Annotated in this window: 17 protein-coding genes; 11 read left to right on the top strand and 6 right to left on the bottom strand. The window is 59.8% G+C overall.

Annotation, left to right across the window (positions count from 1 at the left end; translation table 11 throughout):
• Position 1: 1 nt before the first annotated feature.
• From PMI12_RS18985 to PMI12_RS18940, 11 genes are all read left to right on the top strand, one after another.
• Positions 2–1,405, top strand: a complete 1,404-nt coding sequence (locus PMI12_RS18985; protein ID WP_007835723.1) for a FliI/YscN family ATPase — start codon at positions 2–4, stop codon at positions 1,403–1,405.
• Entirely contained in the window at positions 1,402–1,926 is a 525-nt protein-coding gene (locus PMI12_RS28815; RefSeq protein ID WP_157632223.1) for a hypothetical protein, read from the top strand. The genes PMI12_RS18985 and PMI12_RS28815 overlap by 4 nt, the downstream gene beginning before the upstream one ends.
• Before the next feature lie 131 nt (positions 1,927–2,057).
• Positions 2,058–2,891 (top strand): hypothetical protein, encoded by an 834-nt coding sequence (locus tag PMI12_RS18975; RefSeq protein ID WP_042673737.1) that lies wholly within the window; start codon positions 2,058–2,060, stop codon positions 2,889–2,891.
• Positions 2,891–3,292 (top strand): flagellar hook capping FlgD N-terminal domain-containing protein, encoded by a 402-nt coding sequence (locus PMI12_RS18970; protein WP_007835712.1) that lies wholly within the window; start codon positions 2,891–2,893, stop codon positions 3,290–3,292. The genes PMI12_RS18975 and PMI12_RS18970 overlap by 1 nt, the downstream gene beginning before the upstream one ends.
• 27 nt (positions 3,293–3,319) lie before the next feature.
• Positions 3,320–4,504 carry a flagellar basal-body rod protein FlgF gene (gene flgF, locus PMI12_RS18965; protein ID WP_007835711.1) on the top strand — a complete coding sequence of 395 codons (1,185 nt, stop codon included), beginning with the start codon at positions 3,320–3,322 and terminating at the stop codon, positions 4,502–4,504.
• A gap of 32 nt (positions 4,505–4,536) precedes the next feature.
• Positions 4,537–5,532, top strand: coding sequence for a FliM/FliN family flagellar motor switch protein (locus tag PMI12_RS28285; protein WP_007835710.1), 996 nt, complete (start codon positions 4,537–4,539; stop codon positions 5,530–5,532).
• Entirely contained in the window at positions 5,529–5,960 is a 432-nt protein-coding gene (locus PMI12_RS18960; protein ID WP_007835704.1) for a FliM/FliN family flagellar motor switch protein, read from the top strand. Before PMI12_RS28285 ends, PMI12_RS18960 begins: the two co-directional genes overlap by 4 nt.
• A 3-nt stretch (positions 5,961–5,963) precedes the next feature.
• Complete coding sequence (locus PMI12_RS28280; RefSeq protein ID WP_081502675.1) at positions 5,964–6,551, top strand: flagellar biosynthetic protein FliO; 588 nt, start codon at positions 5,964–5,966, stop codon at positions 6,549–6,551.
• On the top strand, positions 6,548–7,576 hold the full coding sequence (gene fliP / locus PMI12_RS29460) for a flagellar type III secretion system pore protein FliP (protein WP_237726118.1): 1,029 nt from the start codon (positions 6,548–6,550) through the stop codon (positions 7,574–7,576). The genes PMI12_RS28280 and fliP overlap by 4 nt, the downstream gene beginning before the upstream one ends.
• A 52-nt stretch (positions 7,577–7,628) precedes the next feature.
• Entirely contained in the window at positions 7,629–8,507 is an 879-nt protein-coding gene (locus PMI12_RS18945) for a sigma-70 family RNA polymerase sigma factor (RefSeq protein WP_237726117.1), read from the top strand.
• 42 nt (positions 8,508–8,549) lie between these two features.
• A complete protein-coding gene (locus PMI12_RS18940) occupies positions 8,550–9,818 on the top strand; it encodes a tetratricopeptide repeat protein (RefSeq protein WP_007835699.1) in 1,269 nt (422 codons plus the stop codon).
• A 6-nt stretch (positions 9,819–9,824) separates the two neighbouring features.
• Here the strand turns inward: PMI12_RS18940 and PMI12_RS18935 are convergent, their stop codons facing one another.
• The 6 genes from PMI12_RS18935 to PMI12_RS18920 form a co-directional block, all read right to left on the bottom strand.
• Complete coding sequence (locus tag PMI12_RS18935; protein WP_007835697.1) at positions 9,825–10,259, bottom strand: hypothetical protein; 435 nt, start codon at positions 10,257–10,259, stop codon at positions 9,825–9,827.
• Positions 10,260–10,302: 43 nt separating this feature from the next.
• Positions 10,303–10,887 carry a hypothetical protein gene (locus tag PMI12_RS18930; protein ID WP_007835695.1) on the bottom strand — a complete coding sequence of 195 codons (585 nt, stop codon included), beginning with the start codon at positions 10,885–10,887 and terminating at the stop codon, positions 10,303–10,305.
• A 323-nt stretch (positions 10,888–11,210) separates the two neighbouring features.
• Entirely contained in the window at positions 11,211–11,687 is a 477-nt protein-coding gene (locus PMI12_RS28810; protein WP_157632222.1) for an SMI1/KNR4 family protein, read from the bottom strand.
• A complete protein-coding gene (locus PMI12_RS18925) occupies positions 11,684–13,027 on the bottom strand; it encodes a hypothetical protein (protein WP_042673734.1) in 1,344 nt (447 codons plus the stop codon). The genes PMI12_RS28810 and PMI12_RS18925 overlap by 4 nt, the downstream gene beginning before the upstream one ends.
• A 227-nt stretch (positions 13,028–13,254) precedes the next feature.
• Positions 13,255–13,623, bottom strand: a complete 369-nt coding sequence (locus PMI12_RS28805; RefSeq protein ID WP_157632221.1) for a hypothetical protein — start codon at positions 13,621–13,623, stop codon at positions 13,255–13,257.
• 3 nt (positions 13,624–13,626) lie between these two features.
• On the bottom strand, positions 13,627–16,109 hold a 2,483-nt coding region (locus PMI12_RS18920), incomplete at its 5' end, for a LysM peptidoglycan-binding domain-containing protein (RefSeq protein ID WP_007835689.1).

The following is a 16,109-nucleotide window of genomic DNA, read 5'->3' as shown; positions in this document are numbered from 1 at the left end:
CATGGATGCACTTGCTGCCAGTCGCCTAGCGCTTCGGGACGCCGATCTGCGTCGTCGGGTCGGCTGGGTGCGTGAGATGCAGGGTCTGGCCATCGATGCGCTGGGTCCGGACGCGTCCGTTGGCGAGCTTTGCCGCATCATGGTCAGGCCGAGCGGGCAAGACCGGATGAATGGTACGCCCGGGCGTGACAGCACCACGGCGCCCAGTGTGCTGGCCGAAGTTGTCGGCTTGAAGCCGGGTCGCGTGACGCTGATGCCTTACGGTTCTGTGGAGGGAATCGCCGCAGGGTGCGAGGTTCATGCGCTCGGCGCCGATTCGCAAATCGGTGTCGGCGACGCGCTGCTCGGGCGCGTAATCGACGGATTTGGCGAGCCGTTCGATGGCAGGCCCAAGCCGGTGGTTGCCGCCCGCCGGTCGTTGAAGGCCTCGCCGATCAATCCGATGCGCCGTCCGCCCATCAATCGGGTGCTGGAGACGGGCATCCGCAGTATCGACGGCCTTCTCACGCTGGGCCTTGGTCAGCGCGTGGGAATATTCGCGGGCAGCGGCGTTGGAAAAAGCACGTTGCTCGGCCTGCTGGCTTGCCATGTCAAGGCACAGGGTGACGCAGAGCAGGGCGGTATCAACGTGATCGCCTTGATCGGCGAACGCGGGCGCGAAGTTCGCGAGTTCATTGAAAAGCAACTTGGACCCGAAGGCCTTGCAAGGTCGGTGGTCGTCGTGGCCACCTCGGATCAGCCGGCATTGGCAAGGTTGCGCGCAGCCTACGCTGCGCTGTCGATCGCAGAACACTTCAGGGATGAAGGTCGTCATGTCCTGCTGACGATGGATTCGATCACGCGCTTTGCGATGGCGCGTCGCGAAGTTGGTCTTTCTGCGGGTGAACCACCCACGGCACGTGGCTATACGCCATCGGTCTTCGCCGAGTTGCCCGAACTGTGCGAGCGCTGCGGCATGGCGCCCGGAGGTGGTTCGATCACGGCGTTGCTCACCGTCTTGGTGGAAGGCGACGACTTCAATGAGCCGGTATCGGACGCCTTGCGCGCGATCCTGGACGGCCACATTGTGCTGTCGCGACAGCTTGCCCACCGCGGCCACTACCCCGCAATCGATGTTCTTAAAAGTGTGAGCCGCCTGATGCCTGACCTGGCCGATGCGGACCAGCGAGCGCTGGCGGTCGCTGCTGTGCAGCAGTTGGCATTGCTGGAGCGCAACCGGCAGATGATCGACATCGGCGCGTACGAGCGAGGCTCCAACGCCGAGCTTGACCGCGCATTGGACATCGAACCCGCGCTGCAGGCCTGGTTGCGTCAGAGCACTGGTGGCGCGAGCCGTGTCGAAGCCATACGGGCCCTGCGCGGTGCTTTGGCGTCAACCGCCAAGTCGGGCGGGGCGGCTGCATGATGAGTTCGACGGCAACATCATCGACCTCAGGTGCTCGGGATTTCGACGCGCGGGGTTTTGTCTATGCGCTCGAGCCCGTTCGTCAGCGTCAGCAGTGGAATCTGGACAAGGCCATGGCCGCGTTGGCTCAGGCGCAAAAGCAACTGTCGGAGACCGAAGCGAGGCTGGTGCAGCTGATGGCATCGCATGATGAACAGGCTGAGCTGCTTGGCAAAGCTTTGCAGCAACGCCTCGACCCGGTTGCGCACCGTCGCAATCTGGCGTACCTGGCGAACCTTCGCGATCAATGGCACGTGCTGGATCGAGCGCGCGAAGAGCAACGCAATCATCGCGACTCACTGCGCGATCAATGCATTCGCCAACAGGTGAAGCTGGATGGTCTCGCGCAACACAAAGAGGACGCGCTTGCGCAGTACGGCGATGAGATGCGCAAGCGCGATCTCAACGAGCAGGACCGTGATTGGCTTGCTCGTTCGGTCACCGCGCGCACGCCTGCCAACGTACAGGAGCAGACTCTATGAGTGCGACGAACCCCGCAGGTGCGGCACCAGGCTTGCCGAGTCCGGTCAGCCGATCATCACAGAACGGCTCCCATCAAGGCGACAACGCCGAGCGTCAACTCGCATGGGCGCGTGAGATGGAACGGGCTCAAATGAACAGTTGGTTCAAGCCCGTGAATACAGCGCGAAGTGACTCCGGCTCCGGCGGGACTGCCCACGGGCAGCAGCGCACCGAAGACGCTGTTGCAACAGCGCGCGCCCCTCAACTTGGGAAGACGCGCCAAGCGACGTCCATTGCGAAATCCGGGCCGCCCAAGGGGCCAGTTCCGGAGCGTGAGATCTCCGATCGCGGGCAGGGCGCAGAGCAGCTCCTCGCCGATCAATCGGCCGAAGCTGGGGTGGCCGGTGTGCCGAATGGTGTTCGGGCCACAACCGGCGTTGTCACTGGCACTGTGCTCTCTGCACTGCAGGCGACCAACAGCATCTCTTCCCAGGTGCTGCTCACCGCAGGCATGCAAGCATTGATGCCGTCTGCTTCTGCTGCTGTGACGCTCGTATCCACCCCGGTGGGTTTGCGGTCGTCGGACGACGCTGCATCGACGGCCGCGTCTGAGCAGACGGGAGGAGATGAGGCGCAGAGTCAGATGGATTCTGTCGGCGCAGGGACAGAGCCAGGTGCCGGGGCAGGGCGGCCTGTGGCCGGCACCGAAGCACCGGTCAGGCTGTATGAGGAAAGCACTCCGCGCGGACAGGCGGTCTGGATCGCGATGCGAGCCGACGATGCCACGCTTGCTGCAATGTTGCCGCAGTGGGTCGCCGATTTGCAGCGCGGCATGCGCATACGAGGGGAGCGTCTGCATCAGGTCGTTTGCAATGGCCAGGTTGTCTGGCGTGACGACGTAGCGACCTCGTCGCACATCGCTTCTGCCGCGGGTGGCGATGCCAACTCAAACATGTTCGATTCAATTGATTCCAAGGAGGCGTGATGGCCATTGATGCAGTGAGCGGTTCGGGCGCGACCAACCTACAGGCCAACAGCCTGGGTATGGAAGACTTTCTCAAGATTCTTCTGACGCAACTGACGTATCAGGATCCGCTGAAGCCCATGGACAACCAGCAGTTCATGGCGCAAATGGCGCAGTTCACCAGTCTCGAACAAACGCAGCAGCTCAACACCAAGATCGAAACCCTGATCACGAATCAGGCAGCGCTTCAGTCGGTTGGCCTGATCGGCAAGACGGTCGATGTGAACACGGCAACGGGCCTTGTGACAGGCACGGTCAGTGCCCTGTCGCTCTCGGGCGACGCTCCGCTGCTGACGGTGCAGACACTCGCGGGCGGGACGATGAACAGGGTGTCGCTCAGCCAACTTGCTGCGGTGCGCTGAGCGCGATATCGCTTCGAAGGAAATCCAATGCTTGATTCAATTTACGTTGGCATGACTGGTTTGCTGGGTTACTCGCAGGGGTTGCGCGTCATCGCGAACAACACTGCGAACCTGAATACGCCCGGTTTCAAGAGCTCAAGCTTGCAGTTTGCAGACATGTTCTACACCGGAGGAAATCTCAGCGGTGGCAACGCCGATCATCGCGAGCAGATGGGCTTCGGGCTTAACACTGCAGGAACGTCGATCTCGTTCAAACAGGGCGAGCTTCGCCAGACTGGCAACGATTTGGACATGGCCATCGACGGTCAGGGGCTCTTCGTTCTGCAGGACGAGCAGGGAAAGCTGGCCTACACGCGAGCTGGGCAGTTCAAGTTCGACAACGATGGCATCCTGGTCAGTCGGACCAACGGCGAAAAGGTCATGTCCATGGACGAGAACGGGGGCTTCGTGCCTGTCTCTCTGGCCGGCAAGATGATGAACCTTGGCAAGCCGACATCGCGCGTGGAATTTTCGGGCAACTTGTCCAACACCGTCGCGGAGCAAACAATCGGTGGCATCACAGTCATCGATGCTGGAGGGGCCAGTCACGCACTCACGATGAAATTCTCGGTCAAGTCCGCGGGCGAGTCGGGCACGACCATGAAGCTCGAGTTGATGGACGGCACCACTGTCGTCAACACGAGTGAGATGGTGTTCGTCAACGGCAAGCCGACGCCCGCCACGTCAACGGTCCAGGTCGCCTACACCCCGAGCGGCAAACCGGCGATGGCGCTGTCTTTGGACTTCAGTTCCGATGTCGTGCTTTTCGCCGGACAGACGACGCTCAAGGTCGACTCCCAGAACGGTGTGGGGCCCGGTGCACTCAGTGCCACTGCGTTCGACACGACGGGCACGCTGGTCATGAGCTATTCGAACGGACAGACCCTTAAAGGAGCGAGGCTGGCGCTGGCGCGATTCGATTCGCCTGGCGCAGTGGCTTCGATTGGCAACAACCAGTTCGAAGCACTGGACCAGAACGCCTGGCACTACGGCGGCGCGACCGAGGGCGCCTTCGGCACGGTGCAATCCGGCCGGGTGGAGATCTCCAACGTCGACCTGTCGCAGGAGTTCAGCGATCTGGTCATCATGCAGCGCGGCTACCAGGCCAGTTCGCAGGTCATCTCGACCGCCAACGACATGCTGCAGGAACTCTTTTCGATGAAAAGCAGATGACAGCTGCCGTTTCTCACGAAGGGGAGCCTTCGATGCTGTTGGATGGCAGCGCGTCCGAGCGAAAAGCTCGCGCCTTGCGCAGCTGGTCGCTTGCACAGCGGAACGCGCTGGCACTGCGATTCGTCAATGTTGTTGCGGCATGGCGGGATGAGTGGCTTCCTGCACAGGTCGGTGAAGTCTCCAAGCCCAACGTCGAGGTTTTCGAGCCCAACGGCATGTGGCGGCTTGCATCCGAAGCTTCCGCTTGCTGGTCGTTTGAAGAGCCGCGCCGTGCCTCTTCCGGGGTGCTGCCAGCGCTTGATGGCGCGTCGGCGATCAGCGTCGATGAAAGGGCGCCTGCGATGCGCGCGATTGCTGATCGCATGTTTGCGATCGACACGGGGTCTGGTTCGAGCGTCCAAGCAAAAGCTGGCTCGCTCAGCCAGAGCTTGGCGGGGGCATCGGCACGCAAGGCCTGGGACGACTGGATGCGCCGCATCGACATCTTTCTTGATGGCTTTGACCTTGACGCGCGATCCGGTGCGGGCGTTCGGAATCAAGCACCGCCTGCAGCTGCCTGGTCGGGTGCGCTGTGTGTCCGTGCTGCCTGGTGTGGCGGTGAATGGACGCTTGCACTGCCTTGGGAGGCCGTGGTCGCAGCAATCGGACCCGACGCCAAGAGTGCATCCCGGGTGGACACAGGTGAGCCTTCAACGCCGCAGGCGAAGACACGCCTGGATCACGCGCTTGCTGACCGGCGCGCGACTTTGCGCGTGATGCTGGAGGGCGCACAACTCAACCTCGGCCAGATTCAGGCGCTGCGTGTTGGTGATGTCGTCCCGCTATCTCATCGTCTTGACGCGCCCACGTTGGTGGTGGGCTCTGATGGCCACCAAGTGTGCGATGGCTGGCTCGGACAAAGTGAGGGCCATCTGGCAGTGGAACTCTCAGCCACCTTGTCGTCGGCTCAGGCTGCAACTCTCGCATCGCCAGCAATTGGCAACGGCAGCAAACCAAACATTCATTCATCTAAGGGAAGTTTCAAATGACACAGGCCGTGGAAGGGATCGTGACCGACAACCGCATCGGTGCGACAGAAAGCAGAACTCGTGCAGGACTGGGGCAGGCCGTTTACCCAACCGCCCAGATCATCGCGTTACCGGATCTGCACGCGGGGTCTGATGGCGACACGCTTCAGTCTGATGGCGGCAGTCCCGTTCTCAAGGACTGGAATCCGCTTCACCAGATCAAGGCCAAACTGCAGGTGATGGTTGGCGAGGCCAGCATTTCTGTGGGCGAGCTCCTCGGGGCCAAAGAGCATCAGGTGCTGCGGCTAGACCGGGAAATCGACCAGGCCGTTGATCTCACGATCGAAGGAAAGGTTGTTGCGCGTGGACAGCTGGTGGCAGTGGACGGGCACTTTGCAGTACGAATCACGGAACTGCCCATTGCGTTGGGGCTGACAGCAGGAAACTGACGGATGTACGACGTGGTGCAGCGGATGCAAGTGGAAGATCGAAAGCGTGCCGGGAGCATCTTTGGGCGATGCGATGCGGGACGCATGGCGTTGGCTGCAATCGCATTTGTCGGCGTGACTTTCACCGTCACGGCATGGCCGCAGTCCGTCCTGCCCGCGGCTGATCCGGCGTCCCAGCCTGCTGCGCCTCACGCTGGCGGTGCTCCGCTTCCGTCGAGCATCCCGGTACGGCGTGATGCTCCGAGCAGCGAAGGTGAAGGTGCTGGCGACCGCTGGTGGGTGGCCATTCTGTTTGTGGGTGGGCTGTTGGCGTGTGGCGTCATCGCAGCACGTCGTAAGCAAGCAAAAGCCGATGCAGGCGCCAGATCTGTCATGTCGTGGATTCGGCTAGGTGGTTTGATCGACACAGTGTCTTCGCGCGAGATCGAGCGCGTCTCGAGTATCCGCCTGTCGCCGCGCCATAGCCTTCATGTGGTGGTCTGGAACGGCAAGCGGTTGCTGCTAGGCTGCACGGATCAATCGATCCAGGTGCTGTCGGAGGCGCTGGCGCCTGAGTCAGTGGCCCCGAAGTCCGAGCAGGGGCAAGAATGAAGCGGCACGGAACTGCAGGCCCACAGCAGGCGTGGCTTTTCGCATTGATTCAGATCGTCGTCCTTGTGGCGCTCTCAGCTTTCTTCGGCAAGGCGCAGGCCCAAGAAGCCGAGGGGGCGGGTGCACCTGCCATGACGCCACCGAATACCGAACGGGTACGTGACGCAGAGCCAGCATCGGAGGTTGCGCCCCTGCTCAAGCGCGAAGCTGGACCGCAACTGGCGCCGTCGGCAGCGCCTACCGCCGCGGCTGCGTCTGCGCAAGCGCAACCTTCAACCAGCGCGCAAAGCCGATCGGCAGTGGCTCATCAGTCAACGACCGCGAGCTCTTTGCGTGCGAAACCTGCGAATCTTGGCACGTCCACAAGTGGAACGAACACTGCTATCACTCCCGCTACCGAGACAGCCCAAGCGCTTCGGATTGTCCTTGGGCTCACCGTGCTGGCTGTGTTGCCTGCGTTGCTGGTGTGCTTGACGAGCTTCTTGCGCATCATCGTCGTGCTGTCGATGTTGAGGCATGCGATCGGCATGAACGAGACGCCACCCAACACGGTGTTGATCGGCTTGGCGTTGTTCCTGACGCTTTTCACGATGTCACCCGTGCTCCAGAAGGTCAACCAGGACGCGTTCGAGCCTTTCATGGCAGGCAAGCTGACCATGGAAGACGGGTACGGCAAAGGCGTGGCGCCGCTACGGGAATTCATGGTGCGGCAAACGCGAGAGGCGGACCTGGCGCTCATGGTCGAGTTGTCGAAAGCGCCGACGCCGAAGTCGATGGACGACATCAGCAACGTTCAGCTCATTCCGTCGTTCATGCTTTCGGAGCTGCGTGCCGCATTTCAGATCGGCTTTGTCATCTTCTTGCCGTTCCTGCTGATCGACCTGATCGTCTCGAGCATTCTCATGGCTCTGGGCATGATGATGATGCCGCCGACGACGATCGCCTTGCCACTGAAGATCCTGATGTTCATCCTCGTAGATGGCTGGAGCCTCGTGCTCAAGGCGCTGGTAGGCAGCTTTCACTGAGTCATGGCCCTCATTTCGCATTGAGACACTCATGGCACGCTTGAGCTCCGCATTGACTTCCACGCTCGTTCGGTTTTCGGGCGCTGCGGTGGATGTTGCTGCGCCGCGTGATGTCCCGGACGCTTCATCGGAGAGTCTGGACCTTGTTGCGCCACTCTGGGCTCGCTGGCGCGCCGACAGCGACGAGGCAGCGCGCGACCTGCTGATCCGGCACTATCTGCCCTATGCGCGGATGATGGCCGCCACCGTCTATGGCCGCCGCACGCATGACGACGTCGAGTTTGAGGACTACCTGCAGCTTGCGAGGATTGGGCTGGTAGAGGCCGTGGATCGTTTCGATCCGTCCCAAGGCGCTCAATTCAAGACCTTCGCATCCAAGCGGGTGCAAGGCTCGATCCTGAACGGTCTCGTTCGCTTGACGGAGAAGAATCAGCAGATCAGCGTGCGCACTCGGCTCCAGCAAGAGCGGATGGTGGCCATCAAGGAAGCCGCAGCTCAAGGCAGCATCGAAGGATCCGAGGGAGAACGGCACTCAGCCGCATCTGATGCGCGTAGCGCCGACAAATTGTTCAAGTACCTTGCCGAGGTTGGTATCGGCATCGCGCTAGGCGTGTTGTTGGAGGATACCGGCATGGTCGATGCGGAAGCCTTCGACAGCGAAGCTGGCGCGCATGCAATCTCGCCTGAGGTGAGCTACTTCCGCAAGACGGAGATTCGCCAGTTGGGTGCTGTCTTGCGGGGCCTGGTGGATCAGCTGAGTGACCAGCAAAAGACGGTGATCCGTCACCATTACCTGCAAGAGATTCCGTTTGACGAGATCGCCGCGCGAATGAACGTCACGCGCGGTCGCATTTCTCAGTTGCATCGCCAGGGGCTCCTGCGCCTGCGCGAACTTCTGGACAAGGACTCCAGGCTCGATGTGTCTCTATGACACGCGAGTCACTCATCCACTTCTTGACATCGCATTGCTGCCATGACCGATACCTCTGAAACCCAAGCCAACACCACGGCCGAACCTTCGCAGCGCGACGATCCGCGCGTGGTCGCCTCACTGCAGCGCCTCGACCGTATGGAGGGATTTCTTCGTGAGGATCCCTCGAACAACTCACTGCTCATCACCGCCTTCGAGGCGGCGCTGTCGTGTGGCGAGTGGGAGCGAGCAGAGCTGCATCTGCGCCGAGCCCACTCACTGTCCGAAGATGTGCTGGGTTGGCGGCTGCGAGAGGGTGATTTTTGGCTGGCGCAACAGCGCTACGACGAAGCACTGTCGGTGCTTGATGCGCTCACTGACACGCAGGATCCGCCTCCCGGCTTCCTCGATGTCTTGATGCACAACATCGCCTTCATCGAACTGCGACGCGGTCGCCATGCAGAATGCGTGGCACGACTGGCGTCAGTGCTCGAAGCGGGTAGCGCAGCATCCGCGTCCCAGACGGTGACGGGTCAGCCGCCGGTCGCTGCACGTGCGTTGCAGCAGCTCTGGCTGCGCGCGCTGCACCACGACAGACAGCTCGACCGGGCGATGGAGTGGACCCTTGGTGCAGAGCAGCAACGAACGCTTGACCCACAAGCTGCCGGTGTTGCCAGCCTGATCGCGATCGACGCATCGAATTTCGAGGCGGCACAGCGTTGGTGCGTGCTGAGCTTGAGCAACGGCACGCCGCCCGAGCAACCGGTTGAAGCGTTCGTGACGCGCGCGACCTTGGCTTTGGCGCAACGTGACGCGGCTGCGGCAGGTCAATTTGCGGATGCAGCGCTTCAACGTCACCCTGGAGATGGCCGAGCCTGGTCGACGCGTGGCTTCGCGTCTCTGCTGGCGGGCGATCTGGGGAACGCATTCAGAGCGTTTCGACAGGCCCTCTCGGTCATGGGGCAGCACATTGGTACGTGGCATGGCCTCGGGTGGACGCAGATCCTTCAAGGCGACCTCGCGGGCGCGCATGAAAGCTTCGAAACAGCGCTCGCGTTGGATCGGAACTTTGCCGAGAGCCACGGTGGCTTGGCTGTGGTTTTGGCGATGCAGGGACGTCCGGGCGAAGCGGGCGAACACGCGGAACTGGCCTTGAGGCTCGACCGGGCCAACATGTCCGGTCGCTATGCGCAAGCGCTGCTGACGGGGGATGTGAAGGATGCCAGCGACGTGCAACGTTTCGCGCGCCGAATTCTGGGTGGCATCGCCGCGCCACTCGGGGGCGATCTTGCCGATCTGGTTGTTGCGCCAGGCGCGAAAGCCAACGGCTGAAACGCGTCAGCGCTTGGCGGCAATGGTCGGCTGCGAGTCGGCCAGCAGGAGGTCGCCGGCTTCGCGCAGCGCTGCGTGGAGTTCCTCGTCACCTTCCATGCGCTGCATCACGGCATCGACCATCTGATCGAAGGCGATGCCGTCGATGCGCTCGCGGCCGAAGGTCTGCATGAGCACCGACTCGAGGAACAGGCGGAAAGCTTTTCGTTGGCGCTGCGGATCATCAGGCGATAGTGCCCGCACACGCAATGCGACCATCTGCTGGATTTGAGCATCCGTGCTGCCGGCGACATGGGCGTCAGGCTCACCCTTTGGTTTGGCGAGTCGGCCATCGCTTGGTGTTTCACGCGCTGCCAGGCCGCGGGCTTTGGCCTGCGCCTGAAATTGCGCGCTGAACTGCGCGCGAATCATGGCGGCGAGCTGCGTGGTCGAATCGATCATGAAGGCGGCGGTATCTGGATATCAGGCGAGTTCGGGCCTCGGGTCAGTGCGCATGGCCCTGTTGCTGATAGTTTGCCAACAGGATGTGTGCTGACGAGTCCTCAGGCACGTCCTCGGCGATGTCGGGTGGCACCGTGGAGTGCCTCAACGAGCGAATACCGTCGATCACCCTTTGGATGTCGCCTGAAAGGGCGGCGTTCGTCGTATTTAGCGTGAGGCCGTGTTCGTAGTGGGCCAGTGCCTCGTCGAACTGATCCTGTGCGAGCGCCGCGAACCCCTGGATGAAGTGGGGCAGGGGATCCGTCTGTGGGAGTTCCAGAAGCGGTTGCCAGGTCAACAAAGCTACAGCTGCGCGCCCTGAGCTGAACTGCAGCAGTCCCAGTTGGTAGCGTGCCATCGGGAAATCAGGTGCCAGGCGCGTGGCGTTCGCAAATGCAGTCTCGGCTTGGCTCATGTCGCCCAACGCGGCGAACTCGGCGCCGAGCATGAACTGGGGCAGTGCTGCATTGGGCTGGACGGCACTGGCTCGCTGAAAGCCCTCGATTGCGCGGTTTGCCTCGTCGGCCTGGCTGGCGGCCATGGCAACGGCCATGAGCGCATCAAACGAATCGGAATCGGAGGTTGGCATGGTTTGCTTTCAAGCGCGTGGCTCTGTGAGCGATGTTGAGCAGAGTCGACATTGTCGTTGGCTGGAGTCGGTGCGGAAATAGGCGTCCTTGTGCGCCCGTGGGACATGAGGGAACCGTGCTAAACGGATCAGTACTCGGCCGGATATGTTGCCAAAGGCATTTATCTTGGCGAGACGAGAACGATTTCCCAATGCCCCAAGCAATCAACGGCGTCGCGCTGCTCCGTCTACAAAAGGGCCTGTGAGATTCTTGGTGTGCTGCTTCTACAAGCCATGCACTCGCATCCTAAAAAGATCTTGAGTACCACACCTGTCCACCAACCTCAGGCAATCCCAGAAGCCCTCAGGTCTTCGAGCCACTGATCCCCCATGAATTCAGCGGCATCTTTCCCAAAGACCAGTCTTGTAAAAAAATCATCAATGTTTCTCGCCTTTTCCTCCACTTCCCCCGAACTGGAGTCAATCGATAAGACCTCCCCATTTTGAGCTTCAGCATAGAGAAATCCCGTAGGATCATCTGCAAACACAATGGCGTCAGGCGCGGGAGAAAATGACTGCGATGTAATTATTTTTTTTACGCCCAAAACATTGGACGTCACCCCATAAATCCTGATTACATCAAGATTAATTCCATCCCATTTTTTGAGAATTTGCTCATGCATCATCGATAGAGATCGATTTAATCGCGCAGACAGCTCCTTCAGAGCATCATTATCAGCGCCCACTGTAGGCAGGTGAACTAACGCCTTGGTTAAAACACCAGATGCAAGAACGTTTTCTATTACCTCCACCGAAGTCATCGATTTTTCACCTCAAGGTTTGTGATTGGGATTTTAGCATTTCTTGGGATTTGCCGCGAGAATTGGCGGCCAAGCTCCTGATTTACATCAGAGTCCAATGATTTAAAGTTTCGCCGCACATTCTTCCCGCTCAATTGAAGGTCTCGAATATGGTCCATGTCCGTGGTGGCCAGCCTATTGAGAGCATTGGCCTTTGCCTCGGGATTGTTTTCGTACATGCGCTCAATACGCTCAACTACTGCTTTTCTGTATGCGCGCGTTTCTGCCCTGCGAGCAGCATCGCTTACTCCATGTGGGATATTGCTCGTCAACTCGCCATTGTTGATGGCATTTTTTATGCGATTCACCTTTCGATCAAATTCTTTTGTATTCAATCCTTCTTTGTACTCGGCCGTCAAGGATTGAGTACTCTCAAGATTTGAGCCAATCACCGGCGTAGTGACCTTGCGCGAACGGCCTGCCATCCCCATCGCGTTTCCGAGCCCATCGCCGATGCGCTTGCCAATCCCCCGCACAAGGGCTGACCCAACATCAGCGTGAGCGGCCGGGGTGTTTGCCTCTATCCCGACACCTGCAACCTGATCCCAGATCCCACGATTGTTATTACCAGCCTCGATGTCAAGCTGAGCACCCTTGGTCCACAGCCCGTTGTAGACGCTGTCACGCGAGAACCCGGTCCCCATGTACTTCTTGAAGTTGCTCGCCTCGCTCTTCCATTGCTCGGCGGTGTATGCCCCTGCCGGCTGGTTCGACATGTCGATCCATCGCGACATGGGCGAAGTCGCGTAGTTCGACAACCTTCTCGCCTCGTTAGCGTAGTCGTCGGCCTGCGCGGCTTGCTCCGCGGCATTCGAGCGATCACCCGCGAACGCCCCCGGCATCGCGCCGTTGTTGCTCAGGTTGAAGCCGATATCTGCCCGAACGACGCCAGTATTGGCATCCCAGCTCGTGCGCGCACTCCACGGACTTGCGCTTTCCGCAGCAGCCTGCGTTGCCAGACGTTGCGCACGCGCAAGGTTGTCCTCGCGCATCGATTCAATCTCCGTGCCGCTAAAGCCATCCGTACCCTGCGAATCGAAGGGCGACTTGGAAGCCTCTACGACGAATTCCCCTCCCCTGCTGTAGCTGCGCTCATAGTCAAAACCGCCGTTATCCGCCCCAGCGGCGCCGGCATCCGTCATCACGCCGGTGCGCAGCACCTGTGCATTTGCGTACTGCGCGCCCCCGCCGTAGACGGGCTGGTCACCCATACCGAGATCCGACAAGAGTTGGTCTGCCGTGGTCGCCGAAATGTCCGGACGGAAGGCGGCGGAGCCATAGTCCGACCCATCGGCAAACATCCCTAGGATGCTGGCCCGCTCGTCTGCGCCAACCGGCCCCGGAACGTTGCCGAAGCCACTACCCTGCCCATTGGCTGCTGCGACGGAATCCCCCAATGCATTGCCAAACGCGTTGCATGCGTGCTTCGCATCGGTTTTTGCATCCTCGATATTGAAGTATCGATGAGTTACTCCAAGGAATTCATGAGCTTATATGATTTAACACTCCGCCAGATTATCGCGAACTCTCAAGTGTTAAACAACTTCAGCTTCCACTCATCCAAAAACCTCATTAGCAACTCTTTGTCTGGCCTTGAAAATGGGCAAGCCTGAATTGATTTTTTTACTATCTCAAAAATCAATTCCTTCGCCTTCTCATCCGAAAAATCCCCAGACATTCCCGCCAAAATCTGAAAATATCCTTCACGATTTTTGATTTCCTCAAAATAGTCCACTGATTGCGAATCGGTTACGCCAATCAATATTGAATCGTAAATTGGATTAGTCAGCTTTATATTTGAAAAATCATCGAACAATAGCTCAAAAGCCGGCCGAATGCGGCGCATCTTTTTTGAAAATTGTGGAGTTTGAGCTGCCACGCCCAGGTTTATTTTCATGACTCAATGATTAACTGGATTGTAAGGAGGACGTTTTCCAAACACTTTAATGTAAGTTTCAATGTACCTCAACTCTACATCTTTAGCCGCTGATTTTCCCTCTTTTGTCCCTAGAAGATTGACTTCAATATTATTTATTCCTTTGCCAGCAAAGTAGCGCTGTTGCTCTGCGAATCGAGTTAAGTACCCTCTCCCAGTTTCCCCAAAGTGGAGAAGTTCACCATTATCCGCATTGCGTACAACATAAATATCGTGAGGTCCCTTCGCCAGCAAGCTATTGCCATGAACTCCATCGATGCCACGTGACCAATCCGCAAAGCCGCTCTGGTAGCCGCCAGACACCCCTCCGTACTGACGTTGGGTCGCGCTCACCCATCGTTGCAATGACATTTCACCGCCGTTAGCCTGATAGGCTTTCCAAGCGGCAAGTCGTTCAGTTAACCTCGCGTTGCCCACTGCTGTGTTACTAGACCCCGACGGCACATTTGCACCAATCGCTGGCGTCACCACGCTGCGCCCGCGCTGTGCCATACCCATGATGCTGCCGAGTCCATCACCAATACGATTACCGATTCCACGACCAAGATTCGTGCCGATATCCGCGTGCGCGTTGGCCTCTATCCCGACACCGGCAACCTGATCCCAAATCTTGCGGCCGTTATTGCCTGCCGCAATGTCCAGTAGCGCGCCCTTTGTCCACAACCCGTTGTAGACACTGTCGCGCGCAAACTGGGGCCCCATGTACTTCTTGAAATTGCTCGCCTCGGTCTTCCACTCTTCAGCCGAGTGTGCTCCTGCCGGCTGATTCGACATATCGATCCATCGTGACATGGGCGAAGTCGTAAAGCTTGCCCGTCTCGCCTCGTTGGAGTAATCCTCGTCTTGCACAGCCCGCTCCGCAGCACTCTCATCCGGGTCATTCGCACTCACCGAGATCGGAGGCAATGATGGGGTGCCAAGCACCGCAGTCTCAACAGTCCCGTCGTGATAGACGTTGAAATAGGCTCCGCTCTTATCGCGATAGCCAAGAGCGGTTCCGTTGACAGGCAATTCACTTGACGGGAATTGACCGTCAATGCTCGGGTCACGCCGGGAGCTCTCACTATCCACGATTCGATCGGAAGGCGTGGTGCCGGCCAGATGGCCGTCCGCTGTTGGCCAACTCGTCGGCACCAACCGCGCGCCGCCGTCGCCTTCCGAGAAACCAGTGTTGTAGTCGCCAGTCTGAAGCCCATAGGCCTGACGCACACTGCTCTCGAAGGACTTGCGGTCATAGGGATTGACCGGCGTGCCGTCGTCCCACATCGGCCCCTCCGTATCAGGCGACTTCCATCTCATCGCATCGGCCAGGGCGTCATCGCGCATGTCCTCCTGTCTGGAGAAGGCCTTCTCGCTATAGCTAGATTGCCCGTTGGCCGCTGCGATGGAGTCCCCCAGTGCATTGCCAAAGGCATCAGTCGCGACCTGGGTCGCACTGATGCGCCCCCCTCGCATCGCGGCTGTCGCGGCTCCGGCGGCTAGCCCAGTCACGAGACGCCTGCCGAACTGCTCCCCGAAACTTAGATCGTTGAAGCTCGGGGCATTCATGCCCATGGCGTTGCCAACGACGGAACCGACTCCCGCTCCTACAGCCGCAGCTGCAACTCCCTTCCAACTGAATTTGTCTTGAAGCCCAACGGCAACGCCGATTCCTTGACTCAATGCGTTGCCAATTGCTCCGCGAGCAATGGCGGCACCCGTGCCGGACCCTGCCAAGCTCTCCAAGCCGCTGACGCCATTTGCAAGGCCTGCCATTCCTCCAGAGACGGCACCACCGAGCGCGGCCAAGGCGACTCCCTTCCAACTGAAACTGTCTTGCGCGCCTATCGCAACGCCGACAGCCTGACTCGCGATGGATCCTGCCGCTGCACCCGCGGCACTGGCCGCTACGGCAACGCCGTATGCTCCTTGCGATACAGCGGTTCCGACGCTGGCATAGCCCATCGCGCCTGCGGCGGCACCTGCCGTATAGATCGTCACTACGATGGCCACCACCACCATGATGATCTGACCAAGCGCACCGCACCCCCCGGCCTTGTCCTGCGGCATCGCCATCATGGTCGCCGAGTCATTGGCGATCTTGCTCGGGTCGTAGGGCTTGAAGGAGTTGACGTTGTTCGCGCTGCTGGTCGCCGCCGGAATGCGCAGCACCTGACCCGCACGCAGGTCCGCATTGCCGCTCAGCCCGTTGGCATCCGCGATCAGGTACCACAGGCTCGAGTCGCCATAGGCCCCCTTGGCGATGGTCTGCAGCGTGTCGTTCACGCCCACCGAGTAGCTGCCCGGCGTGCCGGCAGGGTAGTTGCCGTTGATCGGCTGATACCCGAAGCTGAAATCGCTCTGAGCGGTGAAGATCGGCCCGTTCTGCGCCAGCGGTGTGCCGTCGAAGCGGGTGTCCGATAGCAGCCCGTAGCGTCCGAGCACCTCGCCGTTGACCACCATCTGGC

Source organism: Variovorax sp. CF313 (genome assembly GCF_000282635.1).
Taxonomy (GTDB): Bacteria; Pseudomonadota; Gammaproteobacteria; order Burkholderiales; family Burkholderiaceae_C; genus Variovorax.
This window is presented reverse-complemented; position numbering and strand designations above follow the sequence as displayed.